We start from the raw sequence: 25,927 nt of genomic DNA on the forward strand, positions 1-25,927 counted from the left end.
TCGTGACGTCGTTTGACGACCCGTATCTGATCATCTCCTCCGACTGCCACGCCGGGCTGCCCACCGAGGAGTACCGGCCCTATCTGGACGCACGGTTCCACCGGGACTTCGACGAGTTCCTCGCCGGGCGGGACCGCCGCCGGGAGGAGATGACCCGGCTCGGCATCCGCAACGAGGCGTTCGCGAGCAAGTGGTTCCAGGACAACGAGGAGGGTCTGCGCGGGGGCTGGGACAGCGCGCAGCGCCTGAAGGAGCTGGACGGCGACGGGGTGGCCGCGGAGGTGGTCTTCCCGGACGCCGACGCGGTCGACAGCCGGACGGCCGCGCCCTTCGGGGTGGGCCTCGGCCTGTCCGGAGACCACGACCCGGAGCTGGGCATGGCCGGCGCCCGGGCCCACAACCGCTGGCTGGCCGACTTCGTCTCCGAACACCCCGAACGGCATTGCGGGGTAGCCCTGTTGCCGGTCACCGCCCCGGTGGACCGCGTCGTCGCCGAGGTGCACCGCGCGAAGGAGACCGGCCTCGGCGCGCTGATGATCCCCGCCATGTGGGTCGACAGGGAGCCGTACCACGACCGCCGTTACGACCCCGTGTGGGCGGCGGCCGCCGACTGCGGGATGCCGGTCCTCACCCACTCCGGAGCCGCGCCGCGCCACGAGTACGGCGACCATCTCGGCATCTATGTCAGCGAGGTGACCTGGTGGCCGGCCCGGCCGCTGTGGTTCCTGCTCTGGTCGGGGGCCTTCGAACGCCATCCCGGGCTCAGGTTCGGCGTGGCGGAGTCGGGCTGCTGGTGGCTGCCGAACCTGCTCTGGTTCATGGACCGCCTCTACCTCGGCGCGCACGGCGGCAAGAAGCTGTCCCCCTTCGAGGAACTGAAGCGCCCGCCGCACGAGTACCTGGACCGGCAGGTCTTCGTCTGCGCCACCAACACCAAACGCCGTGAACTCGCCCAGCGCTACGAGATCGGTGTCGACAACATCCTCTGGGGCAGCGACTTCCCGCACCCGGAAGGCACCTGGCCCGACACGCGCGCGTGGCTGCGCCGCACTTTCCATGACATCCCGGTGGCCGAGACCCGCCGGATGCTGGGCCTGGCGGCGGCCGAGGCCTTCGGCTTCGACGTGGCGCGCCTGACGCCGCTGGCCCGCCGTATCGGCCCCACCCCCGCCGACCTGGGCCAGCCGGCCGACCAGACGGCCGTGGAGGCCTCCTGGGCGCGTTCGCGCGAGGTGGGCCGGCACTGGCTGACGGACAACGACTTCCCGGCTCTGGGGGTGACACGGTGAACGACCGCTACACGGTGATCTCGGCCGACTGCCACGCGGGCGCGGACCTCCTCGACTACAAGCCGTACCTGGACAAGCGCTACCACGACGACTTCGACGCCTGGGCGGCGACGTACGTCAACCCGTACGAGGACCTGCTCTCCGACTCCGCCGACCGGAACTGGAACTCCGCGCGGCGGCTCGCGGAACTGGAGCAGGACGGGATCGTCGCTGAGGTGATCTTCCCGAACACCATCCCGCCGTTCTTCCCGTCCGGCTCCCTGATGGCCCCGGCGCCCACGGGTGCGGAGATCGAGCTGCGCTGGGCGGGCCTGCGTGCCCACAACCGCTGGCTGGCCGACTTCTGCGCCGCCGCGCCGGGCCGCCGGGCGGGCGTCTTCCAGATCCTCCTGAACGACGTCGACGCGGCCGTCAAGGAGATCCGTCGGGCGGCGGACGCGGGCCTGAAGGGCGGCCTCATGCTGCCCGGCACGCCACCGGGCTCGGGCCTGCCCGAACTGCACGCGCGCGTGTACGACCCGATCTGGGCCCTCTGCGCGGAACTCGGCGTCCCCGTCAACCACCACGCGGGCTCGGCGTCCCCGCTGCTCGGCGACGAACCGGCCGCCCGCGCGGTCTTCATGGTCGAGACGACCTGGTTCTCGCACCGGGCGCTGTGGCACCTCGTCTTCGGCGGCGCCTTCCGCCGCCACCCTGACCTGAAACTGGTCCTGACCGAACAGGGCTCCGGATGGATCCCCGGTGTCCTGGCCATGCTGGACTACTACCACGGCCGTCTGCTGGCCGCGGCCACGACGGCGACGACCGCGGAGGCGAAGTTCGGGGCGGGGCTGGCGGAGGGCATGGGCAGGTCGCCGTCCGAGGTGTGGCGTTCGAACTGCTTCGTCGGCGCCAGCTTCATGCGCCCGCACGAGGTGCCGCTGCGCGACCGCATCGGCCTGGACAAGATCATGTGGGGCAGCGACTACCCGCACGACGAGGGGACGTACCCCTACACCCGTGAGGGCCTGCGCTTCGCCTACGCGGGCGTCCCGCGCGAGGAGATCGCGGCGATGCTCGGCGGCAACGCGGCCCGCGTGTACGGCTTCGACCTGGATCTCCTGGACCCGATCGCGGCCAAGGTGGGGCCGACGGTGGCGGAGATCGCGGAGCCGCTGCGGGAGCCGCCGGCGGACGCCACGAGTCCGGTGTTCGCACGGGGGGCCTCGGTACGGGTCTGGTGACGTCGGTACTCGGCTCACAGGTGCCGGGGTGCGATCCTCCCTGCTGTGATGGAACCAACGCACGACAACGAGGCCCACAGGGGAGCGCTCGGCTCCCGGCTGAACTGGCTGCGGGCAGCCGTACTGGGCGCGAACGACGGCATCGTGTCGACGGCGGGCCTCGTCGTCGGCGTCGCGGGCGCCACCGACGACCGGGGCGCCCTGCTGACAGCGGGCCTGGCGGGGCTGCTCGCCGGATCGATGTCGATGGCGGCGGGGGAGTACGTGTCGGTGTCCACCCAACGCGACTCGGAACTGGCCGCCCTTGCGATGGAGAAACGGGAGCTGAAGGAGCAGCCTGAGGCGGAACTGGAGGAGTTGACCGAACTGCTGGAGCGGCGCGGGCTGTCCCGGGAGGTGGCGCGGGAGGCGGCGGTCCAGCTCACCGAGCGGGACGCGCTGAGGGCCCACGCGAGCGTGGAGCTGGGCATCGATCCCGACGAACTGACGAACCCGTGGAACGCGGCACTGGCGAGCTGCCTGTCGTTCACGGTCGGGGCGCTGCTGCCCCTGCTGGCGATCGTGCTGCCACCTGCTGACTGGCGGCTTCCGGTGACCGTGGGTTCGGTGCTGGCCGCGCTCGTCCTGACGGGATGGAGCAGCGCGCGGCTGGGGGCGGCGGCGGTGGGTCCGGCGGTGGTGCGGAACGTGGTGGGCGGCGCGCTGGCCATGGGGGTGACCTATGCGGCGGGGAGCCTGCTGGGGGCGGTGGGGGTGTGACGGCCGCCCGGCCGTTGGCGGAGATCGCCAACAAGCAAGCGCATACCGCCGGTAATACTTGTGGGTAACAACGTCTAGCCGCAGCCGACCAGCGGTTCTACGGTGCCCCCATGCCGAACCTGCCCGATGTCGTGCTGTGGTCGATACCCGCCTTCGTGCTGCTCACCGTGATCGAGGTGATCAGCTACCGCATCCATCCCGACGACGACGCCGGCGGGTACGAGGCCAAGGACGCGGCCACCAGCGTCGGCATGGGGCTCGGGTCCCTCGTCTTCGACTTCGTCTGGAAGATCCCGATCGTCGCGATCTACACGGCGATATACGAACTCACCCCGCTGCGTGTCCCCGTCCTGTGGTGGACGGTCCCGCTGATGCTGTTCGCGCAGGACTTCCTCTACTACTGGTCCCACCGCGGCCACCATGTCATCCGCATCCTGTGGGCCTGCCACGTCGTCCACCACTCCAGCAAGAAGTTCAACCTCACCACCGCGCTGCGCCAGCCCTGGACCTCGCTGACGGTCTGGCCGTTCTACGTCCCGCTCGTCGCCGTCGGTGTGCACCCGGCCGCGCTCGCCTTCTGCTCCTCCGCGAACCTCGTCTACCAGTTCTGGATCCACACCGAGCGCATCGACAAGATGCCCCGGTGGTTCGAGTTCGTGTTCAACACCCCGTCCCACCACCGCGTGCACCACGCCTCCCAGGGCGGTTACCTGGACCGCAACTTCGGCGGGATCCTGATCATCTGGGACCGGTTGTTCGGGTCGTGGGTGCCGGAGGTCGAGCGGCCTGTGTACGGGTTGACCAAGAACATCAACACGTTCAACCCGATCAAGGTGGCCACCCATGAGTACCTGGCCATCGGCAGGGACCTGAAGGCCGCGCGCGGTTGGCGGGAGCGGGCCGGGCGGCTGTTCCGGGGGCCGGGCTGGGCGCCGGCGGCCGCCGTGGAGCAGGCCGAGGAGTCCGTGGCCGCGTGAGAGCGTCCCGGGCGCTGCTCGCCGCCTTCGCCCTCGCCGTCGTCCTCGACCTCGGCTGCCTCGCCGTCGGCCTCCACTCCGGGCACGTGGTGGCCAAGGTGCTCCTGATGCCCCTGCTCGCCGCCTGGACCGCCCGCGCGGGCGGCCCGCGGCTGCTCGTCGCCGCCCTGTTGTGCGGCTGGGGCGGCGATGTACTGCTGCTCTCCGACGCCGACCCCGCCTTCATGGCCGGTATGGCCTGCTTCGCCGCCGGGCACGTCTGCTACCTCGTCCTCTTCCGCCGCCACGGACCGCCACGCGCGCGTGCGGGTCTGTTCGCCCTCGGGTACGCCGCCGCCCTCGTCACCCTGGTCGTCCTGCTGTGGCCGGACCTGCCCGCTGGACTCCGTGTCCCCGTCGCCGGCTACAGCACCCTCCTCACCGCCATGGCGTACACGGCGGCCACCCGGCTCGGCCCGGTCGCCGGGCTCGGCGGTGCGCTCTTCATGCTCTCCGACACGCTCATCGCGACCGGTGTCGCCGACTGGCCGCAGCTGCCGAGACCCGACTTCTGGATCATGCTCACCTATGCGGGCGCACAGTTCCTGCTGGTCCGGGGCGCCCTCGACGCGCGACCCGCGCCGGCGACGGCGTACCGTGAGGTGCGCCCGGTCACCCCCTGAGCGCACCCACGACACCGCACGAGAAGGATCCTCGCCATGCGCGCCACCACCATCCACGCCCCGTACGACATGCGCGTGGAGGACGTGCCCGAGCCGGTGGTGCGGCTGCCCACCGACGCCGTCGTACGCGTGCTGCGCGCCTGCATCTGTGGCAGCGACCTGTGGGCCTACCGGGGCGAGGCGGCCCGGCAGCCGGGGCAGCGGATCGGGCACGAGTTCCTGGGTGTCGTCGAGGAGACCGGCTCCGAGGTGGGCACCGTACGCCGCGGCGACCTGGTGGTGGCCCCCTTCATGTGGTCCGACGGCGTCTGCGACTACTGCCGTGAGGGACTGACGACGTCCTGCGAGCACGGAGGTTTCTGGGGCTCGGTGGGGTACGACGGCGGCCAGGGCGAGGCCGTGCGCGTCCCGTTCGCCGACGGGACCCTGGTCCAGTTGCCCAAGGACGCGGCCTCCGACGACCATCTGCTGTCCGCCCTGCTGACGCTGTCCGACGTGCTCGGCACCGGTCATCACGCGGCCCTCGGCGCGGGCGCCCGTCCCGGTGCCACGGTCGCCGTCGTCGGGGACGGCGCGGTCGGCCTGTGTGCCGTGCTGGCCGCCAAGCGGCTGGGTGCCGAGCGGATCATCGCACTGGGCCGGCACGAGGTCCGTACCGACATCGCGCGCCGCTTCGGCGCCACCGACGTCGTCGCCGAGCGCGGGGACGCGGCCGTGGCAGCCGTACGCGAACTCACCCGGGGCCAGGGCGCGCACTCCGTCGTGGAGGCCGTGGGCACCGAGCAGTCCATGCGAACGGCCGTCGAGATCACCCGGGACGGCGGGGCGATCGGCTTCGTCGGCGTCCCGCACGGCAGTGGCACCGGGCTGGACCTCAGTGTCATGTTCGACCGGAACATCGCCCTGCGCGGCGGTGTCGCCCCGGTGCGCGCGTACATCCCCGACCTGCTGCCCGACGTCCTCGCCGGCACGATCGACCCGTCGCCGGTCTTCGACCTGACCGTCGGCATCGAGGGCGTGCCCGACGGCTACAAGGCGATGGACGAGCGCACCGCCCTCAAGGTGCTCGTCACCAACGGCTAGCCCACCTGATCAAGTCCATCTGATCGGTACCGGCAGCGCCGTCAGCACTCCCGACACCGCGACCACCACCCCGAGCACCACCACCTCGGCACGCGCGGGGACGTACGCGGTGAGCGGGTCGGCCGCCCGGCGCAGCCGGAACCGTGCCCACAGCGCGAGCGCGGCGACGGCGGCGACGAGGACCACCTTGGCCAGCAGGGTGCGCCCGTACGCCGTCGTCGTCAGCTGGGCCAGGATCGTGCCCGCGGGCATCCGCCGCAGCGAACTCCACACGCCCGTCGCGGTGATGGCGGCGAGCAGTACGGCGGCCACGCGCGCGTAGAGACCGAGCAGCGCCGCCCCGGCCGCCCGGCCCTGCCACCGCCGCAGCAGGCGCAGCGCGTGCAGCAGACCGCCCACCCACAGCGTCGCGCACGTCAGATGCACCAGGGTCAGCGCCGAGCCGAGCAACGGGCTGTGCTCCGGCGCAGGATGGGCGCGCAGCGCCTCGGCGGCGACCACCGCGGCCAGCGGCCACACCTGGGTCGCCGGGCGGCGCGAGCGGGCGCAAAGGCCGGCCAGCAGAAAGGCGTTGACCTCGATCAGCGCCAACTCGCCGTCACGCGACTGGTACAGGCCGCCCACGTCGATGTCGGCGAGACCGCGCGGCACCAGGTTGCCCGTCGACACGACCGACGCGAGCCCCAGCGCGGCGACGAAACCGGCGGCGGCCGCGAACACCGCCCGGCTGGACGGCCGTTCGGGCGGCGCGTCCGGCAGCCGACGGGTCAGCCGGTCCACGAACAGCTCGCCCAACGGCACGCACAGGGCGGCGAACAGCACCCCGCGCAGCAAGGCGATGCCGCCCATCCCCGGCGCCGCGGCCTCCCCGGTGTCGTGCAACGCGACGGACGGCCCGAGCAGCGGCACCAGCGCGGCCAGCGTCACCAGGACCAGGACGGCGACGGCCCGGCCGGTACCGGGGCGTCTCGCGGGGCCGCTCGCGTCGGCTGCTTCGGTGGTCGGTCGTGTCGCCGTCACCCCACGATCTTCGCCAGACATGACAGAACCGGGCAAGTAGCAGAAAACAACTGACGGAGCGTCATTCCGTCTATTCGTACGTTTCCGGCCGTGCGGGCCGTGCGGTCATGCCCACTTGGCCGGATCCGACCCCCACGGCACCGGGGGCCGCGCCCAGTCGGCCGGGCCGCCCGCGAAGGACACCGGCGACCGTGCGTACCGCAGCCGCCCCAGCGCGCTGTCCGTCTCGGCGAGCCAGGCGTCCGGCCCCTCGTACGGCTCACCGCCCTCGGCCCCCGCCTCCGTCTCCGCCGTCAGCCACCGCGCGGTGCGCGCCAGGGCCAGCCGTACGAACCTGCTCCCGCCGTCGTAGGACTGCTCGGTCAGTGCTCGCAGCACGCCGGCCGCCAGCAGATACCCCGTGCCGTGGTCGAGCGCCTGCGCGGGCAGCGCACCCGGCCGTTCCGCCGAGCCCTCGGCCTTCGCGATGCCGGTGGCGACCTGCACCAGGCTGTCGAAGCCGCGCCGCCCGCCCCACGGCCCGTAACCGCCCCAGGCGGACACCTGGGCCACGACCAGCCCCGGCCGCCGTTCGGCCAGCGCCTCGGGGGAGAGCCCGAACCGGTCCAGGGCGCCCGGCCGGTACCCGGTGACCACGACGTCCGCCGAGGCCAGCAACTCCGCGAAGGCCGCCCGGTCGGTCGTGAGGTCGAGCGTCGCCGAGCGCTTCCCGAAGCCCGTGTCGGCGTGCTGGTCGGGGAGTTCCGGCAGCCAGGGCGCGTCCAGGCGCAGGACCTCCGCGCCCAGCAGCGCCAGGGTGCGGGTGGCGACCGGGCCGGCCAGGACCCGGGTCAGGTCCAGGACGCGCAGACCGGCGGCGGGCAGCAGGGGAGAGACGTCGGCGTCGAGCGGCGGGAGCACGCGCGCGTGGGCCGCGTCCAGGCGGCCCCGCTCGACGAGGGGGCGCGCGGCCACCTCGAGCGCCTGCTCGTGCGTGGCCCACTCCTCGGGTGAGCGCAGTGCCACGGCGAGCCCGCCGGCGCCGTAGACCGCGTCCTCCACCTCCAGCGCGGGGCGCCCGGCGATCCGGGCCCCGGCTTCCTCCGCCGAGGCGCCATCCGGCAGTCCCAGCGCGGCCAGCAGCCGGGCCTGGTGGTGGGGGTAGTTGGCGTGGGTGCGCACCCACCCGTCGGCCGCGCGCCAGAACCGGGACAGCGGGGCGAACGGCACCGGCGCCCGCCCGTCGACCAGCAACTGCCGCTCGCTGGTGAACGCGGTCGCCACGGCCCCGTCGTCCACCCGGACCGCGGGCACCTCCGTCGTACCGGCGCGGCGCGCCCCCAACTCGGCGGCGGCCAGCGCGCACACGCCGACACACGCGCGGGCGAGCGGTCGTACCGGAAGGTGCGCCTGGAGCGTGCCCGCGCGTGCCACGGTCGTGATCCGCGCGGACAGCGAGGGGTCGCCGCCCAGTGCGGACCACGCGTACTTGATTGCAGTCATGACTGCACTATGCAGTATTGACTGAATCAATATCTGTGCCTAGTGGGTCACTGCCGCCAGTGCGTCCGCCGTGCCCCAGCCGTAGAAACCGTTGTGGTTCTTCGCGCCCTCGCACACCGCGTCGACCTTGCCGTCCCCGTTGATGTCGTACGGGTCGGTGCACGGCGTGGCGGTCGCCTCTGCGTACAGCAGGGCCTTCACCAGGGCGGAGGAGGCATGTGGATGGGTTGACTTGATCAATGCTGCGACGCCGACGACATGCGGGGTCGCCATCGACGTACCCGCCATGTAGCCCCACTTGCCGCCCGGCAGCGGGCCCAGGATCAGGCCGCTGGTCGCCGGGGGCGCCGGGGCCTGGTAGGCGGTCGAGTCGCCGCCGGGCGCGGCGATGTCGATGACCCCGAGGCCGTAGTTGGAGAAAGACGACTTGAGGCCCTTGGCTCCGGTGGCCGCGACGGTGACGACGCCCGGCAGCTGGGTCGGTATGTCGTAGCACGTGTGCGGGTCGATCACCCGGTCGCTGGGGGTGCCGTCGTTCGGCGAGACCGGGTCGGTGATCGAGTGGGAGGCCAGGTCGTAGCTTTCGTTGCCGGCCGCCGCCACGTTGACGGTGCCCTTCTTCTCCGCGAACCGGGAGGCACGGGTGATGGCGTCGACGAGCGCCTTCTGGTCCGGGTCGTCGGTGCAGTTGAAGTACCAGGGGTCGGTGTAATAGCTGTTGTTCGTGACGTCGATGTGGTGCTCGGCCGCCCACACGAAACCGCAGACGACGGCCTCCGTGTAGAAGTACCCGCTGGTGGTTGCTACCTTGATGCCCGCCACCTTGACGCCGGGCGCCACGCCGGTGATGCCGATCCCGTTCTTGGCGCCCGCGATCTCACCCGCCACATGCGTGCCGTGCGGGCTCTCGGCGGCGCTGGGCCGCCAGGCGCCGTACGTCGTGTCCGGCTTGCCCGACACGCAGTTGGTGGACTGTGCGGCGGAGAAGTTCGGGGCGATGTCCGGGTGGGTGTCGTCGACGCCGGTGTCGATGACGGCGACGGTGACCTTCGAGCTGCCGAGGGTCTTCTCGTGCGCCTTGTCGGCCTTGATGGCGGGCAGATCCCACTGCAGCGGCTCCAGCGGGTCCTGCCCGTCGGCCGCCTGCGCGTCCGCCTCCGTGACCTGCTCGGAGCTGAGCACCTTGGGCGTCCCGACGTCGGTGGTCGACTGGGCGGGCAGCGGCGCGTTGCGGGTGGCACCGGCCGAGTCCACGCCGGGCACCTTGCGGATGACCTTGGCGAAGTCGGGGTTCGACGAGTGGACGACGATCACGCCGATCTCGTCGTACGCGATCACCACCGAACCGCCGGCCCGGTCGATCGCCCGCTGGACGCGTTGCGAGGTGCCCTGCCCGGGGCGGACGTTGACGACATAGCTGAGGGACGTGGCGTCACTCGCGTCCGAAGCGACCGTGGTCGTGGCCGTGGTGTCGGCGGCGGACGCCGAGACGTTGGGCAGGAACGCGAGGGCCGTGGCCATGGCCATGCCGAGCGGGATGGCGAGCGCGCGGCGGTGGCGCGAGTGGGGCGCTGTCATGTGGGTGAGCCTCCGGTTCGTTCGCGAAACGAGCATGCCGTGCGGGAAGTCCTGCTGGGGGGGTGGTCACTTGACCGCGCGGAGCGCGTTAACGACCCCCGAGCCGTAGAAGCCGTTGACGTGTTCTCCGCCCACGCAGGTGGCGTCCACGACGCCGTCGCCGTTCCCGTCGTAGGGGCCCGCCGGGCAGCCCGGGTTGTCCGCCTCGGCCTTCAGCAGGGCCTGGAGCCGGGCCGGGGAGGCGTGCGGGTGGGTCGACTTCAGCAGCGCGGCCACCGCGGCCACGTGCGGGGACGCCATCGAGGTGCCCTGGAGGAATCCGTACTGGTCGTTCGGCAGCGTGGACAGGATGCGGCCGTTCTGCGACGGCGTGTCCGGGATCTGGTACTTGTCGCCGCCCGGGCCCGCCACGTCGATGACGCCTTGGCCGTAGCTGGAGTAGTAGGCCTTGGCGTTGTCGACGCCGACCGCGCTCACGGTGACCACACCGGGCAGCTGGGTCGGCACGTCGAAGCACTCGTGCGGGTCGACCGTGCGGGTCGTGGCAGTCGAGTCGTCGGGGCTGGAGGTGTCCGTGAGGGCGTTCGCGCCGAGATCGTCGTTCGAGTTGCCGGCCGAGGCCACATTGAGCGTGCCCTTGCTCTGGGCGTACAACTGCGCCCTGTTGACCGCGTCAACGATGGCACGTTGATCCGGGTCGTCCATGCAGTTGTACAGCCATGGATCAACGTAGTAGCTGTTGTTGGTGATTTCCACGCCGTGGTCGGCGGCGAAGACGAAGGCGCAGACGACGCTCTCCGGGTAGAACAGCTGTGTCGAGTCGGGCTGGGCCACGGTGATGCTCGCGACCTTCACGCCCGGTGCCACGCCCGCCACGCCTACGCCGTTGCGGGCGGCGGCTATCTCGCCGGCGACATGCGTGCCGTGGTAGTGGTCGGCGTCCACCGGCCGCCAGGCGCCGTAGGTCGTGTCCGCCTTGCCGCTCACGCAGTTGGCGGACTGCGCGGCGGAGAAGTTGGGAGCGATGTCCGGGTGGGTGTCGTCGACGCCGGTGTCGATGATGCCGACGGTCACCGACCGGCTCCCGGGGTTGACCGTGGCGGCCTTGTCGGCGCCGATCGTCCGCAGGTCCCACTGGTCGGCCTCGAGGGGCTCCTGGCCGGCCGCCGCCCTCTTCTCGACCCGCGCGGCCTCCGCCTTCGACAGGACCTGCACGGCCCCCTCGTCCGTGGTCCCCGCCGCGCTCAGCGGCGCCGTCCGGGTCGCCCCCGCCGACCGCACCCCGCGCACCGCGCGCATCGCGGGGCCGAACTCGGGGTTCGCCGAGTGCACGACGATCACGCCGATCCTGTCGTACGACGCGACGATCGTGCCGCCGTTGCGGGTGATCGCCCGCTGCACCGACTCGATCGTGCGGTGGTCCGTCCTGGTGTTGACGACATAGGCCAGGTTCGGCCCGTCCGCCGCCGGCGTCGCCGAGGCCGTCAGCGGTGCCGCAGAGGCCGCCGCCGGCAGCAGGCCGAGCGAGGCGGTCAGCGACAGTACGACCGGTACGGCGAGCGCCAGCCCGCGTCTGGAACGCAGATGAGCCATGGGGTCTCCACATCATCCGGAACATCAACCGAAAACGGCCCGCCCAGGCCGCGCGTGACCGCTTGAGCAGGTACATGACGGGTGGTGCAGGGTGAAGCTATCCCCCGCACTCACCGGCCAGCAATGACCGGAGACGACTCGCGCGCACGACTTCCGAAAGAACTCGGGCGAGTTGAACCTGTCCACGCGTGGCGCCGTGACCTTGAGCAGGGAGCCGCAGCAGGATCGAGGCCCCCTGTCGGTATCACTTACGGGAGCCGCTCCATCACTCCGGGTAGGTGATCCAAGTGTCTGTGAGGTCAGAATCCGCATGTCCGTATCGCGAGGAGACTCCGTGGCTACCGAGAAACCACCGCCCTCGAACACGCAGACCCGGCTCCCCTCCAGCGAGGAGTTCGCCGAGGTGCAGCAGAGTCCGGAGTTCACCGAACTGCGGCACTCCTACCGCTCCTTCGCCTTTCCGCTGACCGTCGGCTTCATCGCCTGGTACCTGCTGTACGTCCTGCTCTCCAACTACGCGGGCGACTTCATGGGCACCAAGGTCGTCGGCAACATCAACGTGGCCCTGGTCCTCGGCCTCGCCCAGTTCCTCACCACGTTCCTCATCGCCTGGTGGTACGCGCACCACGCCGCCGCCAAGCTCGACCCCAAGGCCGAGGCCATCAAGTCCCGGACGGAGGGCGGCGCATGAGCCCCGCGATCACCATGGCGGCCGGCGAGGCAAGCCAGCACCGGACGCTGATCATCACCCTGTTCGCGGTGTTCGTCGCCGCGACCCTCGTCATCACCATCTGGGCCGGCCGCCAGACCAAGGACGCCGCCGACTTCTACGCCGGCGGCCGCCAGTTCACCGGCTTCCAGAACGGCCTCGCCGTCTCCGGCGACTACATGTCCGCCGCGTCCTTCCTCGGCATCGCCGGCGCCATCGCCCTCTTCGGCTACGACGGCTTCCTCTACTCCATCGGCTTCCTGGTCGCCTGGCTCGTCGCCCTCCTCCTGGTCGCCGAGCCACTGCGCAACTCCGGCCGCTACACCATGGGCGACGTGCTGGCGTACCGCATGCGCCAGCGCCCGGTCCGCACCGCGGCCGGCACCTCGACGATCGTCGTGTCGATCTTCTACCTGCTGGCCCAGATGGCGGGAGCGGGCGTCCTCGTCTCCCTCCTCCTCGGCATCACCAGCGACGGCGGCAAGATCGGCATCGTCGCCCTGGTCGGCGTACTGATGATCGTCTACGTCACCATCGGCGGTATGAAGGGCACCACCTGGGTCCAGATGGTCAAGGCCGTGCTGCTCATCCTGGGCGCCCTGCTGCTGACCTTCATGGTCCTGTGGAAGTTCAACTTCAACGTCTCCGACCTGCTCGGCAAGGCCGCCGACAACAGCGGCAAGGGCAGCGCCTTCCTGGAGCCCGGCCTGAAGTACGGCGCCACCAGCACCAGCAAGCTGGACTTCCTCTCCCTCGGCATCGCCCTGGTCCTGGGCACCGCCGGCCTGCCGCACATCCTGATCCGCTTCTACACCGTGCCCACCGCGAAGGCCGCCCGTAAGTCCGTGCTCTGGGCGATCGGCCTGATCGGCGCCTTCTACCTGATGACCCTCGCCCTCGGCTTCGGCGCGGCCGCGCTGATCAAACCGGACGAGATCATCGCCTCCAACAAGTCGGGCAACACCGCGGCCCCACTGCTCGCCCTCCATCTGGGCGGCGTCGACTCCAACTGGGGCGCGATCCTCCTGGCCACCATCTCGGCGGTCGCCTTCGCGACGATCCTCGCCGTGGTCGCGGGCCTCACCCTGGCCTCGTCCTCGTCCTTCGCGCACGACATCTACGCCAATGTCATCAGGAAGGGCCAGGCCACCGAGAAGCAGGAGATCAACTCGGCCCGCTGGGCCACTGTCGGCATCGGCGCGGTCTCCATCGTCCTCGGCGCCCTGGCCCGCGACCTGAACGTCGCCGGCCTGGTCGCGCTCGCCTTCGCGGTCGCCGCCTCCGCAAACCTGCCGACCATCCTCTACAGCCTCTTCTGGAAGCGGTTCACCACCGCGGGCGCCCTCTGGTCGATCTACGGCGGCCTGGTCACCGCGGTCGGCCTGGTGCTCTTCTCGCCGGTGGTGTCCGGCAAGGAGACCTCGATGTTCCCGGGCGTCGACTTCCACTGGTTCCCGCTGGAGAACCCGGGCATCATCTCGATCCCGGTCGGCTTCCTCCTCGGCGTCGTGGGCACCCTGCTGTCCAAGGAGGTCCCGGACACCGCGAAGTACGCGGAACTGGAGGTGCGGTCCCTGACCGGCACCGGAGCTCACTGACCTGCGTACGACTGGCCGCGTCGACGGGATCGTAGGGTCCTACGACGCGGCCGCCTCGTACCTCGTGGCATCGGGACCCTCGCGATGTCAGCGTTGTCACGTAGGCTCGCTAGTGACGGTAGAGAACTGATCCGTGACGAGGGAGGGGGCCCACGTGCTCATCGATACCTACGGCCGGGTGGCCACCGACCTGAGGGTCTCAGTGACCGACCGGTGCAATCTGCGCTGTACGTACTGCATGCCCGAGGAGGGCCTGCAGTGGCTGGCCAAGCCCGACCTGCTCACCGACGACGAGCTCGTCCGCCTGATCGACATCGCCGTCCGCCTGCTGGGCATCGAGGAGGTCCGCTTCACCGGCGGCGAGCCGCTGCTGCGCCCCGGCCTGGTCGGCATCGTGGAGCGGGTGGCGGCGCTGGCCCCCCGCCCCCAGATGTCCCTGACGACCAACGGCATCGGCCTGCGCCGCACCGCGACGGCCCTGAAGACGGCCGGCCTGGACCGGGTCAACGTCTCCCTCGACACTCTCCGTCCGGACGTCTTCAAGACCCTCACCCGCCGTGACCGCCACAAGGACGTCCTCGACGGCCTCCAGGCCGCCCGCGACGCCGGCCTCACCCCTGTCAAGGTCAACACGGTCCTGATGCCGGGTCTGAACGAGGACGAGGCCCCCGACCTGCTGGCCTGGGCGGTGGAGCACGACTACGAGCTGCGCTTCATCGAGCAGATGCCGCTGGACGCCCAGCACGGCTGGAAGCGCGACAGCATGGTGACGGCGGGGGACATCCTCGCCTCGCTCCGCACCCGCTTCGACCTCACGCCCGAGGACGCGGACGAGCGCGGGGCGGCCCCGGCGGAGCGCTGGCTGGTGAACGGCGGCCCGTACCGCGTCGGTGTCATCGCCTCGGTCACCCGCCCGTTCTGCGCGGCCTGCGACCGCACCCGCCTGACGGCCGACGGCCAGATACGCAACTGCCTGTTCGCCAAGGAAGAGACTGACCTGCGCGGCGCGCTCCGCTCGGGCGGATCCGACGAGGAGATCGCCCGCATCTGGCGACTGGCGATGTGGGGAAAGAAGGCGGGGGCGGGCCTGGACGACCCGTCGTTCGTACAGCCGGAGAGGCCGATGTCCGCGATCGGAGGCTAGAGCCGCCTACTGGAGCCCTACTGGAGTGACTCCCACTCCCTCAACAACACGACATCCTTCAAAAACCCCCGCACCCCCAGGAACTGCGAGAGATGCTCCCGGTGCTCGTCACAGGCGAGCCAGGTCTTCCGCCGCTCCGGCGTGTGAATCTTCGGGTTGTTCCACGCCAGCACCCACACCGCGTCGGCCCGGCAACCCTTCGCTGAACAGATAACGTCACTCACTGCTTCGTCTCGCACTGCTTCGTCCTGCGCTGCGTTGTCTTGCAAAGGCGGGCCCCGCAAACAAGGCGACGCCGAGCAGCCACGGGGGGAGCTGCCCGGCGTCGGTCCGTCGCTCCGACGGGGGATGCGGAGCGCGTACGCAGTATGTCATGGGTCACCCGTCGCCCGGCACCGGAACAGCGCGATTGATCTGAGCTTTTCTTGAGCCTTGTGTGGAGCCACCGGCCGCTCAACCCGCGTCCCTGGTGCTCAGACCGACTCCGGCCGCTCACCGCGCACCCCCGCCGCCGGGTCGGCCACCACGTCCTCCGGGACGGATTCCGGGTGCGGGTCCTCCGCGCGCGGCGGCGCGATCATCAGCCTTGTCGGTGCGACACCGAACGTCGACGGAAGCGATGACGGCCGCTCCCGGCCCGCATTGGCGATGACGACCGCCACGTAGGGGAGCAGTGCCCCGAGCACCAACGCGACGACGGCGACGTACCGCTCCACGTTCCACAACGTGACCGCCAAGATCACCGACAAGGTCCGGACGGTCATGGAGATGACGTACCGCCGCTGCCGGCCGCGCACGTCCTCCGCAAGGCCGGTGCGGGCCCCGGTGATCCGGAACACCTGGACGCTGCCGCCGCCACGCTGCTTCCGCATCACATTCCACCATCCGCCCGCATCGGACTCGCCCAGGCCCGTACTCTGTCCGCACCCGTACGGGGAACCGGGCCAGGACACCTCTTACGTTACGCCCCGCCTGCGCCGCCTTCGAGACCGGGTCGCCCGCCCGCCTGCGTGAACGTCATGCGCCGTACCGCGTACGGCCGTACCGACATGCGCCGTACGCCGGACGGGCCGAGACTTGGCGTAATGCTCACGTCGAGCCGTACGAGGAGGCAGCCATGGGCTGGTTGTGGGCGATCATCGTGGGTTTCGTGCTGGGCCTGATCGCGAAGGCGGTCATCCCGGGCAAGCAGCACAGCCCCCTCTGGCTGACGACCATCTTCGGCATGCTGGGCGCGATCGCCGGCAACGCGGTCGCCCGCGCGGTGGGCGTGGCGGCAACCCCGGGTATCGACTGGACCCGTCATCTGTTCCAGCTGGTCGCCGCGATCATCATCGTGTTCCTGGGAGACATGCTGTACATGGCGACGCTGGGCAAGCGCAAGCACCGAGTCTGAGGCGCCGGAAACTGAACGCCCCCGAGGGGCGCGGGCTGTGTCAACAGAACACCCCGCACCCCTGTGGCGCTCAGGAACCAACGACCTCCACAGCCGCCAGATTCTTCTTCCCCCGCCGCAGCACAAGCCACCGCCCATGCAGCAGCTCCTCCACGGAGGGCACCTCGTCCTCGGCGGTCACCTTCACGTTGTTCACGTAGGCCCCGCCCTCCTTCACGGTCCGCCGGGCGGCGGACTTGCTGGCCACCAGCCCGACCTCGGCGAACAGATCGACCACCGGAGCGAGCTCGGCGACCTGGATGTGCGGCACCTCGGAGAGCGACGCGGCCAGAGTCTTCTCGTCCAGCTCCGCCAGCTCCCCCTGCCCGAAGAGCGCACGGCTCGCGGCGATCACCGCGGCCGTCTGGTCGGCGCCGTGCACCAGCGTCGTCAGCTCCTCGGCCAGCGCCCGCTGGGCCGCCCGCGCCTGCGGACGCTCCTCGGTCTGCTTCTCCAGGTCCTCGATCTCGTCGTGCGACCTGAAGCTGAAGATCCGCAGGAACTTGGAGACGTCCCGGTCGTCCGCGTTCAGCCAGAACTGGTAGAAGGCGTACGGCGTGGTCATCTCCGGGTCGAGCCAGACCGTGCCGGACTCCGTCTTGCCGAACTTGGTGCCGTCGGCCTTGGTGATCAACGGCGTGCCCAGCGCGTGGACCACGGCGTCGGGCTCGACCTTGTGGATCAGATCGGTGCCCGAGGTGAGGTTGCCCCACTGGTCGCTGCCGCCGGTCTGCAGCGTGCAGCCGTACCGCCGGTACAGCTCCAGGAAGTCCATGCCCTGGAGGATCTGGTAGCTGAACTCGGTGTAGCTGATGCCTTCCTGGGACTCCAGACGCCGGGCGACGGCCTCCTTCGCGATCATCTTGTTGACGCGGAAGTGCTTGCCGACGTCCCGGAGGAACTCGATGGCGGACATGCCCTGAGTCCAGTCCAGGTTGTTGACCATGACCGCCGCGTTCGGCCCCTCGAAGTCGAGCAGCGGTGCGATCTGCGCGCGCAGCCGCTCCACCCACTGGGCGACGACCTCGGGCGCGTTCAGCGTGCGCTCGGCGGTCGGTTTCGGGTCGCCGATCAGGCCCGTGGCACCCCCGACCAGGCCCAGCGGGCGGTTGCCCGCCTGCTGGATCCGGCGCATCGTGAGGATCTGCACGAGGTTGCCGAGGTGCAGACTGGGCGCGGTCGGGTCGAAGCCGCAATAGAACGTGACAGGACCGTCCGCGAACGCCTTGCGCAATGCGTCCTCGTCCGTGGAGAGGGCGATGAGCCCCCGCCACTTCAGCTCGTCGACGATGTCCGTCACGGTTCTCGTATCTCCTTGGGCGATCTTCGGATGATCTTCGGGCAGTCGAGCAACCACCGGCTACGAGGTTATACGCCCTGACTGACAGAGCTCATGTTGAAGTCGGGCACGCGCAGCGCGGGCATCGCAGCCCTAGTGAACCAGTCGCTCCACTCCCTCGGCAGCGTCTTTTCCGTGCGCCCGGCCTCCGTGGCCCGCCCCAGCAGGTCCACCGGCGACTCGTTGAACCGGAAGTTGTTCACCTCTCCTGTGACCTGGCCGTTCTCCACCAGGTACACGCCGTCCCGGGTCAGGCCGGTGAGCAGCAGCGTGGCCGGGTCGACCTCGCGGATGTACCAGAGGCAGGTCAGCAGCAACCCGCGCTCGGTCGCCGCGACCATCTCCTCCAGGGAGCGGTCCTGGCCGCCGTCCAGGATCAGGTTCCCGCCCGCCGGGGCGACCGGCAGCCCGGTCAGACCGGCCGTGTGCCGGGTGGTCGTCAGGTGCTTCAGCTCACCGTCAGCGACCCACTCGGTGGCGCCGACCGGCAGCCCGTTGTCGAAGACCGACTGGTCACCGCCGGAGGAGTGCGCCACGACGAACGGCGCGGACTCCAGCCCCGGCTCGTTCGGGTCGCTGCGCAGGGTCAGCGGCAGGTCGGTCAGCTTCTCGCCGACGCGGGTGCCACCGCCCGGCTTGGAGAAGACCGTCCGCCCCTCGGCCGCGTCCCGCCCGGACGCCGACCACAGCTGGTAGATCAGCAGGTCGGCCACGGCGGTCGGCGGCAGCAGCGTCTCGTACCGGCCTGCCGGCAGCTCCACCCGGCGCTCCGCCCAGCCGAGCCGTACGGCCAGCTCGGCGTCGAGCGCGCCCGGGTCGACGTCCTTGAAGTCCCGCGTGGACCGCCCGGCCCAGGCCGACCGGGCACGGTCCGGCGACTTGGCGTTCAGCTCAAGGGTGCCGTTGGGCTGGTCGTGGCGCAGCCGCAGCCCGGTCGAGGTGCCGACGTACGTCGAGACCAGCTCGTGGTTGGCGAAGCCGTACAGCTCACGGCCACCGGCACGCGCGCGTGCGAAGGCCTCGCCGAGCGCCGGGGCGAAGTCGGTGAACACGGCGGAGGAGGTCTCGGCGGGCGCGTCCGTGAAGTCCGGCGCCTCCGGTACACCGGTGACCAGTGGCTGCGCGTCCTCGGCCGGACCGGCGCCCCGCGCGGCGGCCTCGGCGGCCCGCACCAGCGGCTCCAGGTCGTCGGCGGTCACGGCCGACCGGGACACGACGCCCGAGGCCGTCCCCTCCTTGCCGTCGACGGTCGCGACGACGGTGAGCGAACGGCCGCGCGTGACGCCGTTCGTGGTGAGCGCGTTGCCGGCCCAGCGCAGGTTGGCGGTGGAGTGCTCGTCGGCGATGACCACGCAGCCGTCGGCGCGGGAGAGCTCCAGAGCGCGCTCGACGATCTCGTGCGGCTTGTTGTTGCGGGCGCTCATCGACCGGCCTCCTGCGTGGTGTTGAGACTGTGCTTTCCCGGGGGATAACCCCCGGACCCCCAGCAGATCCTCGTGCTGGCGCTCATCGACCGGCCTCCTGCGTGGTGTTGAGGATGTTGACGCCCTTGAAGAGGGCCGAGGGGCAGCCGTGGGACACGGCGGCGACCTGTCCCGGCTGAGCCTTGCCGCAGTTGAAGGCGCCGCCCAGGACGTAGGTCTGTGGGCCGCCGACGGCCGCCATGGAGCCCCAGAAGTCGGTGGTCGTCGCCTGGTAGGCGACATCCCGCAGCTGTCCGGTGATCCGCCCGTTCTCGATCCTGAAGAACCGCTGGCCGGTGAACTGGAAGTTGTAGCGCTGCATGTCGATCGACCAGGAACGGTCGCCTACGACATAGATCCCGCGGTCGACCCCGCCGATCAGATCCTCGGTCGACAGGCCGCCCGGATCGGGCTGGAGCGAGACATTGGCCATGCGCTGCACGGGCACATGCCCGGGTGAGTCGGCGTACGCGCACCCGTTGGAGCGCTCGAAACCGGTCAGCTTCGCGATCCTGCGGTCCAGCTGGTAGCCGACGAGTGTGCCGTCCTTCACCAGGTCCCAGGACTGGGCCTCGACGCCCTCGTCGTCGTACCCGATGGTCGCCAGGCCGTGCTCGGCGGTGCGGTCGCCGGTGACGTTCATCAGCTCGGAGCCGTACCTGAGCTTGCCGAGCTGGTCGAAGGTGGCGAAGGAGGTGCCGGCGTAGGCGGCCTCGTAGCCGAGCGCACGGTCAAGCTCGGTGGCGTGGCCGATCGACTCGTGGATGGTCAGCCACAGGTTGGACGGGTCGACCACCAGGTCGTACAGCCCCGCCTCGACGCTCGGCGCCCGCATCTTCTCGGCGAGCAGCTCCGGGATCTGCTCCAGTTCGGCGTCCCAGTCCCAGCCGGTGCCGGTGAGGTACTCCCAGCCACGGCCGACCGGCGGTGCGACGGTCCGCATCGAGTCGAACTCGCCGCTCGACTCGTCCACCGACACCGCGGTCAGCTGCGGGTGCAGCCGCACACGCTGCTGGGTGGTCACGGTCCCGGCCGTATCGGCGTAGAACTTGTTCTCGTGCACGGTGAGCAGCGAGGCGTCGACATGGTTGACGCCGTTCGCCGCCAGCAGCCGCGCGCTCCACTCCGCGAGCAGCGCGGCCTTCTCCTCGTCGGGAACGCTGAACGGATCGATCTCGTACGACGAGACCCAGGTCCGCTCCGCGTGCACCGGCTCGCCGGCCAGCTCGACGCGCTCATCGGACCCGGCGGCCTTGATGACCTGCGCCGAGAGCTTCGCCATGGCCACCGCCTGGGAGGCCACCTTGGCGGCCGCGTCCAAAGTCAGGTCCACCCCCGACGCGAAACCCCAGGTACCGCCGTGTACGACCCGGACCGCGTATCCGAGGTCGGTGCTGTCCGACGATCCGGCGGGCTTGGCGTCCCTGAGGCTCCAGGACGCGCTGCGCACCCGCTCGAACCGGAAGTCCGCGTGCTCGGCCCCCAGCGCACGCGCGCGTGCCAGCGCGGCGTCGGCCAGGGCCCGTAGCGGAAGAGCCGTGAAGGCTTCGTCGATGGAATGAGGCACGGAGGTCTCCCTGCTGTCGTGGCCTGTCCGCCCGATCATGTCGCGCCCGCGGGCATACGGACCACAGGTTTCGGCCCGGCGCCGGTCCTTTCTGTAGGGACCCGACAGCGACACCCCCGCGCCACTGTCGGTGCCCGCTTGCTCGCGGTAACGGCGGGACCGATAGGTTTTCGATGAAGCCACCTGTCGTGCCGGCTGTTCCGGCGGGTGGTCAGACCGAACGAAAGGGTGATCCGTTGAGCCGCTCGGTTCTCGTCACTGGAGGCAACCGGGGCATCGGCCTCGCCATCGCCCGCGCTTTCGCCGACAACGGCGACAAGGTTGCCATCACATACCGCTCGGGTGAGCCGCCGGCCGTCCTCAAGGAATTGGGCTGCCTCGCCGTCAAGTGCGACATCACCGACTCCGAGCAGGTGGAGCAGGCCTACAAGGAGATCGAGGAAGCGCACGGCCCGGTCGAGGTCCTGATCGCCAACGCCGGAATCACCAAGGACACGCTTCTGATGCGTATGTCCGAGGAGGACTTCACCTCGGTCGTCGACACCAACCTCACCGGCACCTTCCGCGTGGTCAAGCGCGCGAACCGCGCCATGCTGCGCGCCAAGAAGGGCCGCGTCGTCCTCATCTCCTCGGTCGTCGGCCTCTACGGTGGTCCCGGCCAGGCCAACTACGCCGCCTCCAAGGCCGCCCTGGTCGGCTTCGCGCGGTCCCTCGCCCGTGAGCTGGGCTCGCGCAACATCACCTTCAACGTCGTCGCGCCCGGCTTCGTCGACACCGACATGACCAAGGTGCTCACCGACGAGCAGCGCGCCACCATCGTGTCGCAGGTGCCGCTCGGCCGGTACGCGCAGCCCGAGGAGGTCGCCGCGACGGTGCGGTTCCTCGCCTCGGACGACGCCTCGTACATCACTGGAGCCGTCATCCCTGTTGACGGCGGACTGGGAATGGGTCACTGATCACCATGAGCGGAATCCTCGAGGGCAAGCGTGTCCTGATCACGGGCGTGCTGATGGAGTCCTCCATCGCCTTCCACGCGGCCAAGCTGGCCCAGGAGCAGGGCGCCGAGATCATCCTCACCGCGTTCCCGCGGCCCACGCTGACCGAGCGCATCGCCAAGAAGCTCCCCAAGCCCACCAAGGTCATCGAGCTCGACGTCACCAACGACGAGCACCTCGGGCGGCTGGCCGACCTCGTCGGTGAGGAGCTCGGGGGACTCGACGGTGTCGTGCACTCCATCGGCTTCGCCCCCCAGGACGCGCTCGGCGGCAACTTCCTCAACACGCCCTTCGAGTCCGTCGCGACCGCGATGCATGTGTCGGCGTACTCCCTGAAGTCGCTGACCACGGCCTGCCTGCCGCTGATGCAGAACGGCGGCTCGGTCGTCGGCCTCACCTTCGACGCCCAGTACGCCTGGCCGCAGTACGACTGGATGGGCCCGGCCAAGGCCGCCCTGGAGGCCACCAGCCGCTATCTCGCCCGCGACCTCGGCAAGCAGAACATCCGCTGCAACCTCATCTCCGCCGGTCCCATTGGCTCCATGGCCGCCAAGTCCATCCCGGGCTTCAGCGAGCTGGCCTCGGTCTGGGACCACCGCGCCCCCCTGGAGTGGGACCTCAAGGACCCCGAGCCGGCCGGCAAGGGCATCGTCGCCCTGCTGAGCGACTGGTTCCCGAAGACCACCGGCGAGATCGTCCACGTGGACGGCGGTCTGCACGCCATCGGCGCCTGACCCGCAAGGACAGCGTCCGCACGGACCTACGGACCTGCCGAGGCCCGCATCCCGTGAGGGGTGTGGGCCTCACCCGTTCGGCCCACCGGCCGGGCCGTCGCCGTACCGGCGGCGCACCCTGGGAGCACGCGTCGGATCACCCGTTCACCGCGCGATTCCCTCCCCAGCCCGGCCGAGGAGGTCCCCTTGTGCGCCTGTCCCGCAGCCTGGCCCCAGTGACCGTGGCCCTCGCCCTTGTGCTGGCCCTGCCGTACGACGCCGTGTGCCACGCGCGCGTGCCGGGCGGTCACAGGCCGGCCCCGGAGCTGTTCGGCGCGTCGTGCCGGACGACCGTCCGCGGCTCCCATGTGGTGGCCTACTGCCACAATCCCTATGTGGACACCGATCGGGTACGGCTGCACATCGAGTGCGCCGAGTGGTGGGACATCGACACCGACGGCTCCCCGGTCGACACCGGGCCGGCGATGACCGTACGGCTCACCGGCCGCTGCTGGCAGGACGTCCGCTCGGTGTGGGTCAGCCACCAGAAGGCGAGCTGAACCTGCCCGGACGGCACAGGTACGGGTAGCTGGCCGCCTCCTTGGCGGCCGAGTCCACGTCGCCCGCGCGGATCGCGTCGACCAGGCGGGCATGGTCCATGTACGTCTCCGGCGTCAGCTCGGCGCCGACGTCCGCGCGCAGCCAGTCCCGCAGCACCTCGCCCAGGTCGGCGTACATCGCCGTCATCACGTCGTTGTGCGAGGCGGCCACCACGGCCAGGTGGAAGGTCGCGTCCGCCGTCACGAAGGCCTCTGCCTCGCCCGACTCCCAGGCCTGTTCGCGGCGCACCAAAAGGGCGTCGAGCTGCCTGAGGTCCTTCTCCGTGCGCCGGGCGGCGGCCAGCCGGGCCGCCGACGACTCCAGCGTGGAGCGCAGCTCGGCGATGTGCCGGGGATCGGCCCCGGCGAACCGGCGGTGCATCACGCCGGCCAGCTCACTGGTCGCCACGACGTACGTGCCGGAGCCCTGGCGGATGTCCAGCAGGCCGTTGTGCGCCAGCGCGCGGACGGCCTCCCGGACGGTGTTGCGAGCCACCCCGAGCTGCTCGACCAGCTCCGGCTCGGTGGGGATGCGTGAGCCGACCGGCCACTCGCCGGAGGCGATCTGGTTCCGCAGCTCGGCGATGACCTGCTCGGACAGCGCCGAGCGGCGCGGGTGGCTCAGAGGCATGACACACCTTCGCACGCGAGGGCCGGGCAGAAGTGGCGGGGTCACCGTGGTCCTCCGCCCGAGACTGGACAACCAATCATCCCATGATTCTATGATGGGCGTATGGGAGCCGAGGAAACCACCGCGCCGACATCCACGACAGCACGCCCGACGGCACCCGGTGGGAGTCCCGCGAACGCCACGCGCGCGTGGACGACACGGCTGTTCGTCGTCGGCATCCTGCTGGCCGCGGTCAACCTCCGGCCCGCCATCACCAGCCTCGGCGCGCTCCTGGAGGAGGTCCGCGACGGGCTCGGCATGAGCGGCAGCGTGGCCGGGCTGCTCACCTCCGTGCCGCCGCTCTGTTTCGCCGTCTTCGGCGTCACGGCTCCCCGCCTCGCCCGCCGCTTCGGGCCGCCGGCGGTGGTCTGCGCCGGCATGGTCGCCATCACGGCCGGTCTGCTGATACGCCCCTACGTCGGGGGCACGGGCGGATTCCTGGCCGGCAGCGCACTCGCGCTCATGGGCATCGCGGTCAGCAACGTGCTGATGCCGGTCATCGTCAAGCGCTGGTTCCCCGACCGGGTCGGCTCCATGACCGGCCTGTACTCGATGGCCCTCGCCGCCGGCACCTCGATCGCCGCCGCGGTGACCGTGCCCTTGACCGACGCGCTGGGCGGCGGCTGGCAGTCCGGGCTCGCCGTGTGGGCGGGGCTGGCGGCGGCCGCGGTGCTGCCCTGGCTTCCGCTGGTCCGGGACCGGGGACCGGAGCCGGCGCCCGTGGCCGAGGCACGCGCGCGTGCGGACCGGCAGCCGCCCGCCCTGCGGATCACCCGCAGCCGTACCGCCTGGGCGCTCGCCGTGTTCTTCGGGCTCCAGGCCACCGCCGCCTACATCACGATGGGCTGGATGGCGCAGATCTTCCGGGACGCGGGCGTGCCCGCGGGCACCGCCGGACTGCTGCTGGCCGTCACCATGGTGATGGGTGTACCGCTGGCCTTCGTCATCCCGCGCGTGGCCACTCGGCTGCCGCACCAGGGCCCGATCGTGATCGCCCTCGGCGTCTGCGGCCTCGCCGGATACGCCGGCCTGTGGGCGGCCCCCGCCGGCGGCGCCTGGGCCTGGGCCCTACTGCTCGGCGTCTCCAACTGTGCCTTCCCACTGGCCCTCACGATGGTCGGGATGCGGTCCCGGACCAGTGCGGGCGTCGTACAGCTCTCCGCCTTCGCCCAGAGCGTCGGCTACCTCATCTCCATCCCGGGCCCGCTGCTGGTGGGCGTGCTCTACCAGCACAGCGGCGGCTGGGGCCTGCCGATCGCCCTCATGACCGGGCTGATGATCCCGCAGATGGCCGTCGGTGTCCTGGCGGGCCGCGACCGCACGGTGGAGGACGAGGCGGCCGCGGCCGGCTGAGGCCGGCGCGGACCGGCCGCAGCTCGCCGGCCGGCGCGGACCGGCCGTGGCTCGCCGGCGGGCGCCGACGTGGCACGCGAGGACACCGCCCCGGTCCCGCCGGCACTCGGCGGGGTGTTGCGGCCACCCCGCCCGATCCGTCCGCTTCGAGGGGTGCCAGACTGGTCCCATGCCAGTGCTCGACCCGAACCCCCAGAACGGTCAGAAGAAGATGCTGATCGTCTTCGGCTCGTTCTTCGCCATCTTCATCGTCATCGCCGTCATCGCGACCCTCGCGTCCCCCTGACCACCGCCCCGGCGGCCGATGGTGGGGCTAGCACCACCATCCCCTAGGGGGTGAGGGTCAGGGTCAAGTGGGTGGATCACCGGATGGGTTGGCGGCCGTGGATTCCGTAATTTCGAGGTGTGGCCGCGAGGGGCGGTCACCGAAGCCCGGAGACCAGCGGAGGCGATCATGCCGGCCCGTACGCACCCCCTGCCCCACCCCGCCACCCCGGGCAGCGTCGACGTCCGGCTGCCCTGGTGGGCCCTCGCCCTGCCCGCGCTCGCCTTCGTCGCCCTGCTGGTGCTGATACTGAACCCGGCCGACGCCCACGCGACCACCGGTGACCCGGCCGTCACCCATCTCGTCGAGCGGGTCCAGCAGATCATCACGCGTTAGCCCCACCGCCTCCGG

Annotated in this window: 26 protein-coding genes; 16 read left to right on the top strand and 10 right to left on the bottom strand. The window is 70.9% G+C overall.

Annotation, left to right across the window (positions count from 1 at the left end):
* The first annotated feature begins 2 nt into the window (after positions 1-2).
* The 6 genes from ACZ7OO_RS28465 (at position 3) to ACZ7OO_RS28490 (ending at position 5,993) form a co-directional block, all read left to right on the top strand.
* Positions 3-1,289, top strand: coding sequence for an amidohydrolase family protein (locus ACZ7OO_RS28465; RefSeq protein WP_471508964.1), 1,287 nt, complete (start codon positions 3-5; stop codon positions 1,287-1,289).
* Complete coding sequence (locus ACZ7OO_RS28470; protein WP_471508966.1) at positions 1,286-2,512, top strand: amidohydrolase family protein; 1,227 nt, start codon at positions 1,286-1,288, stop codon at positions 2,510-2,512. The genes ACZ7OO_RS28465 and ACZ7OO_RS28470 overlap by 4 nt, the downstream gene beginning before the upstream one ends.
* Positions 2,513-2,557: 45 nt before the next feature.
* Positions 2,558-3,271, top strand: coding sequence for a VIT1/CCC1 transporter family protein (locus ACZ7OO_RS28475; protein WP_471508968.1), 714 nt, complete (start codon positions 2,558-2,560; stop codon positions 3,269-3,271).
* Positions 3,272-3,381: 110 nt separating this feature from the next.
* Complete coding sequence (locus ACZ7OO_RS28480; RefSeq protein ID WP_471508970.1) at positions 3,382-4,248, top strand: sterol desaturase family protein; 867 nt, start codon at positions 3,382-3,384, stop codon at positions 4,246-4,248.
* Complete coding sequence (locus ACZ7OO_RS28485) at positions 4,245-4,910, top strand: lysoplasmalogenase (protein ID WP_471508972.1); 666 nt, start codon at positions 4,245-4,247, stop codon at positions 4,908-4,910. Before ACZ7OO_RS28480 ends, ACZ7OO_RS28485 begins: the two co-directional genes overlap by 4 nt.
* A gap of 36 nt (positions 4,911-4,946) precedes the next feature.
* Positions 4,947-5,993, top strand: coding sequence for a zinc-dependent alcohol dehydrogenase family protein (locus tag ACZ7OO_RS28490; protein ID WP_471508974.1), 1,047 nt, complete (start codon positions 4,947-4,949; stop codon positions 5,991-5,993).
* A 9-nt stretch (positions 5,994-6,002) separates the two neighbouring features.
* Here the strand turns inward: ACZ7OO_RS28490 and ACZ7OO_RS28495 are convergent, their stop codons facing one another.
* The 4 genes from ACZ7OO_RS28495 to ACZ7OO_RS28510 all read right to left on the bottom strand — a co-directional run bounded on the left by ACZ7OO_RS28495 (position 6,003) and on the right by ACZ7OO_RS28510 (position 11,666).
* Positions 6,003-7,013 (bottom strand): CopD family protein, encoded by a 1,011-nt coding sequence (locus ACZ7OO_RS28495; RefSeq protein WP_471508976.1) that lies wholly within the window; start codon positions 7,011-7,013, stop codon positions 6,003-6,005.
* 105 nt (positions 7,014-7,118) lie between these two features.
* Positions 7,119-8,495 (bottom strand): CoA transferase, encoded by a 1,377-nt coding sequence (locus ACZ7OO_RS28500; protein WP_471508978.1) that lies wholly within the window; start codon positions 8,493-8,495, stop codon positions 7,119-7,121.
* A 39-nt stretch (positions 8,496-8,534) separates the two neighbouring features.
* Complete coding sequence (locus ACZ7OO_RS28505; RefSeq protein ID WP_471508980.1) at positions 8,535-10,073, bottom strand: S8 family peptidase; 1,539 nt, start codon at positions 10,071-10,073, stop codon at positions 8,535-8,537.
* Between the two features lie 66 nt (positions 10,074-10,139).
* Positions 10,140-11,666 (bottom strand): S8 family peptidase, encoded by a 1,527-nt coding sequence (locus ACZ7OO_RS28510; RefSeq protein WP_471508982.1) that lies wholly within the window; start codon positions 11,664-11,666, stop codon positions 10,140-10,142.
* 334 nt (positions 11,667-12,000) lie between these two features.
* On the opposite strand from ACZ7OO_RS28510, the gene ACZ7OO_RS28515 reads away from it, so the two are divergent.
* From ACZ7OO_RS28515 to moaA, 3 genes are all read left to right on the top strand, one after another.
* Positions 12,001-12,357: a DUF485 domain-containing protein gene (locus ACZ7OO_RS28515; RefSeq protein WP_471508984.1), complete on the top strand. Its 357-nt coding sequence runs from the start codon at positions 12,001-12,003 to the stop codon at positions 12,355-12,357.
* Positions 12,354-13,973: a solute symporter family protein gene (locus ACZ7OO_RS28520; protein WP_471508986.1), complete on the top strand. Its 1,620-nt coding sequence runs from the start codon at positions 12,354-12,356 to the stop codon at positions 13,971-13,973. The genes ACZ7OO_RS28515 and ACZ7OO_RS28520 overlap by 4 nt, the downstream gene beginning before the upstream one ends.
* Before the next feature lie 154 nt (positions 13,974-14,127).
* A complete protein-coding gene (gene moaA, locus ACZ7OO_RS28525; protein WP_471508988.1) occupies positions 14,128-15,117 on the top strand; it encodes a GTP 3',8-cyclase MoaA in 990 nt (329 codons plus the stop codon).
* Between the two features lie 17 nt (positions 15,118-15,134).
* Here the strand turns inward: moaA and ACZ7OO_RS28530 are convergent, their stop codons facing one another.
* Together ACZ7OO_RS28530 and ACZ7OO_RS28535 are read right to left on the bottom strand one after the other, a co-directional pair.
* Entirely contained in the window at positions 15,135-15,356 is a 222-nt protein-coding gene (locus ACZ7OO_RS28530) for a hypothetical protein (RefSeq protein ID WP_471508990.1), read from the bottom strand.
* 234 nt (positions 15,357-15,590) lie between these two features.
* Positions 15,591-15,989, bottom strand: coding sequence for a DUF3099 domain-containing protein (locus tag ACZ7OO_RS28535; RefSeq protein ID WP_471508992.1), 399 nt, complete (start codon positions 15,987-15,989; stop codon positions 15,591-15,593).
* A 245-nt stretch (positions 15,990-16,234) separates the two neighbouring features.
* Between ACZ7OO_RS28535 and ACZ7OO_RS28540 the strand changes: the two genes are divergently transcribed.
* Positions 16,235-16,513: a GlsB/YeaQ/YmgE family stress response membrane protein gene (locus ACZ7OO_RS28540; protein ID WP_471508994.1), complete on the top strand. Its 279-nt coding sequence runs from the start codon at positions 16,235-16,237 to the stop codon at positions 16,511-16,513.
* 70 nt (positions 16,514-16,583) lie between these two features.
* On the opposite strand, the gene tyrS is transcribed toward ACZ7OO_RS28540, so the two are convergent.
* The 3 genes from tyrS to ACZ7OO_RS28555 all read right to left on the bottom strand — a co-directional run bounded on the left by tyrS (position 16,584) and on the right by ACZ7OO_RS28555 (position 20,921).
* Positions 16,584-17,852 carry a tyrosine--tRNA ligase gene (gene tyrS / locus ACZ7OO_RS28545; protein ID WP_471508996.1) on the bottom strand — a complete coding sequence of 423 codons (1,269 nt, stop codon included), beginning with the start codon at positions 17,850-17,852 and terminating at the stop codon, positions 16,584-16,586.
* Between the two features lie 68 nt (positions 17,853-17,920).
* Positions 17,921-19,315: a metallopeptidase TldD-related protein gene (locus tag ACZ7OO_RS28550; protein WP_471508998.1), complete on the bottom strand. Its 1,395-nt coding sequence runs from the start codon at positions 19,313-19,315 to the stop codon at positions 17,921-17,923.
* Between the two features lie 82 nt (positions 19,316-19,397).
* Positions 19,398-20,921 (bottom strand): TldD/PmbA family protein, encoded by a 1,524-nt coding sequence (locus tag ACZ7OO_RS28555; RefSeq protein ID WP_471509000.1) that lies wholly within the window; start codon positions 20,919-20,921, stop codon positions 19,398-19,400.
* A gap of 236 nt (positions 20,922-21,157) precedes the next feature.
* On the opposite strand from ACZ7OO_RS28555, the gene fabG reads away from it, so the two are divergent.
* The 3 genes from fabG (at position 21,158) to ACZ7OO_RS28570 (ending at position 23,189) form a co-directional block, all read left to right on the top strand.
* Positions 21,158-21,877: a 3-oxoacyl-[acyl-carrier-protein] reductase gene (gene fabG / locus ACZ7OO_RS28560; RefSeq protein WP_471509002.1), complete on the top strand. Its 720-nt coding sequence runs from the start codon at positions 21,158-21,160 to the stop codon at positions 21,875-21,877.
* 5 nt (positions 21,878-21,882) lie between these two features.
* The gene (fabI, locus tag ACZ7OO_RS28565; protein WP_471509004.1) at positions 21,883-22,650 is read left to right on the top strand and encodes an enoyl-ACP reductase FabI; all 768 of its coding nucleotides are present in this window, start codon (positions 21,883-21,885) and stop codon (positions 22,648-22,650) included.
* A gap of 188 nt (positions 22,651-22,838) precedes the next feature.
* Positions 22,839-23,189 (top strand): hypothetical protein, encoded by a 351-nt coding sequence (locus ACZ7OO_RS28570; protein WP_471509006.1) that lies wholly within the window; start codon positions 22,839-22,841, stop codon positions 23,187-23,189.
* Here ACZ7OO_RS28570 and ACZ7OO_RS28575 read toward each other — a convergent pair.
* Positions 23,167-23,859, bottom strand: a complete 693-nt coding sequence (locus ACZ7OO_RS28575) for a FadR/GntR family transcriptional regulator (protein ID WP_471509008.1) — start codon at positions 23,857-23,859, stop codon at positions 23,167-23,169. The two genes, ACZ7OO_RS28570 and ACZ7OO_RS28575, sit on opposite strands and share 23 nt — an antisense overlap.
* A gap of 102 nt (positions 23,860-23,961) precedes the next feature.
* Here ACZ7OO_RS28575 and ACZ7OO_RS28580 point away from each other — a divergent pair, with 102 nt between their 5' ends.
* The 3 genes from ACZ7OO_RS28580 to ACZ7OO_RS28590 all read left to right on the top strand — a co-directional run bounded on the left by ACZ7OO_RS28580 (position 23,962) and on the right by ACZ7OO_RS28590 (position 25,912).
* Positions 23,962-25,251 (top strand): CynX/NimT family MFS transporter, encoded by a 1,290-nt coding sequence (locus tag ACZ7OO_RS28580; RefSeq protein ID WP_471509010.1) that lies wholly within the window; start codon positions 23,962-23,964, stop codon positions 25,249-25,251.
* A 169-nt stretch (positions 25,252-25,420) separates the two neighbouring features.
* Positions 25,421-25,537: an SGM_5486 family transporter-associated protein gene (locus ACZ7OO_RS28585; RefSeq protein WP_089107830.1), complete on the top strand. Its 117-nt coding sequence runs from the start codon at positions 25,421-25,423 to the stop codon at positions 25,535-25,537.
* 168 nt (positions 25,538-25,705) lie between these two features.
* A complete protein-coding gene (locus ACZ7OO_RS28590; RefSeq protein WP_471509012.1) occupies positions 25,706-25,912 on the top strand; it encodes a hypothetical protein in 207 nt (68 codons plus the stop codon).
* Positions 25,913-25,927 lie beyond the last annotated feature (15 nt).

It is taken from the genome of Streptomyces sp. NPDC111744 (assembly GCF_055634995.1).

Excerpts from the sequence above, each read along its gene's own strand:
- ACZ7OO_RS28480 (WP_471508970.1), top strand. The coding sequence starts at position 3,382 with ATGCCGAACCTGCCCGATGTCGTGCTGTGGTCGATACCCGCCTTCGTG.
- ACZ7OO_RS28490 (WP_471508974.1), top strand. The coding sequence starts at position 4,947 with ATGCGCGCCACCACCATCCACGCCCCGTACGACATGCGCGTGGAGGAC.
- ACZ7OO_RS28500 (WP_471508978.1), bottom strand. The coding sequence starts at position 8,495 with ATGACTGCAATCAAGTACGCGTGGTCCGCACTGGGCGGCGACCCCTCG.
- ACZ7OO_RS28505 (WP_471508980.1), bottom strand. The coding sequence starts at position 10,073 with ATGACAGCGCCCCACTCGCGCCACCGCCGCGCGCTCGCCATCCCGCTC.
- ACZ7OO_RS28510 (WP_471508982.1), bottom strand. The coding sequence starts at position 11,666 with ATGGCTCATCTGCGTTCCAGACGCGGGCTGGCGCTCGCCGTACCGGTC.
- ACZ7OO_RS28520 (WP_471508986.1), top strand. The coding sequence starts at position 12,354 with ATGAGCCCCGCGATCACCATGGCGGCCGGCGAGGCAAGCCAGCACCGG.
- ACZ7OO_RS28535 (WP_471508992.1), bottom strand. The coding sequence starts at position 15,989 with ATGCGGAAGCAGCGTGGCGGCGGCAGCGTCCAGGTGTTCCGGATCACC.
- ACZ7OO_RS28540 (WP_471508994.1), top strand. The coding sequence starts at position 16,235 with ATGGGCTGGTTGTGGGCGATCATCGTGGGTTTCGTGCTGGGCCTGATC.
- ACZ7OO_RS28550 (WP_471508998.1), bottom strand. The coding sequence starts at position 19,315 with ATGAGCGCCCGCAACAACAAGCCGCACGAGATCGTCGAGCGCGCTCTG.
- fabI (WP_471509004.1), top strand. The coding sequence starts at position 21,883 with ATGAGCGGAATCCTCGAGGGCAAGCGTGTCCTGATCACGGGCGTGCTG.
- ACZ7OO_RS28575 (WP_471509008.1), bottom strand. The coding sequence starts at position 23,859 with ATGCCTCTGAGCCACCCGCGCCGCTCGGCGCTGTCCGAGCAGGTCATC.
- ACZ7OO_RS28580 (WP_471509010.1), top strand. The coding sequence starts at position 23,962 with ATGGGAGCCGAGGAAACCACCGCGCCGACATCCACGACAGCACGCCCG.
- ACZ7OO_RS28585 (WP_089107830.1), top strand. The coding sequence starts at position 25,421 with ATGCCAGTGCTCGACCCGAACCCCCAGAACGGTCAGAAGAAGATGCTG.
- ACZ7OO_RS28590 (WP_471509012.1), top strand. The coding sequence starts at position 25,706 with ATGCCGGCCCGTACGCACCCCCTGCCCCACCCCGCCACCCCGGGCAGC.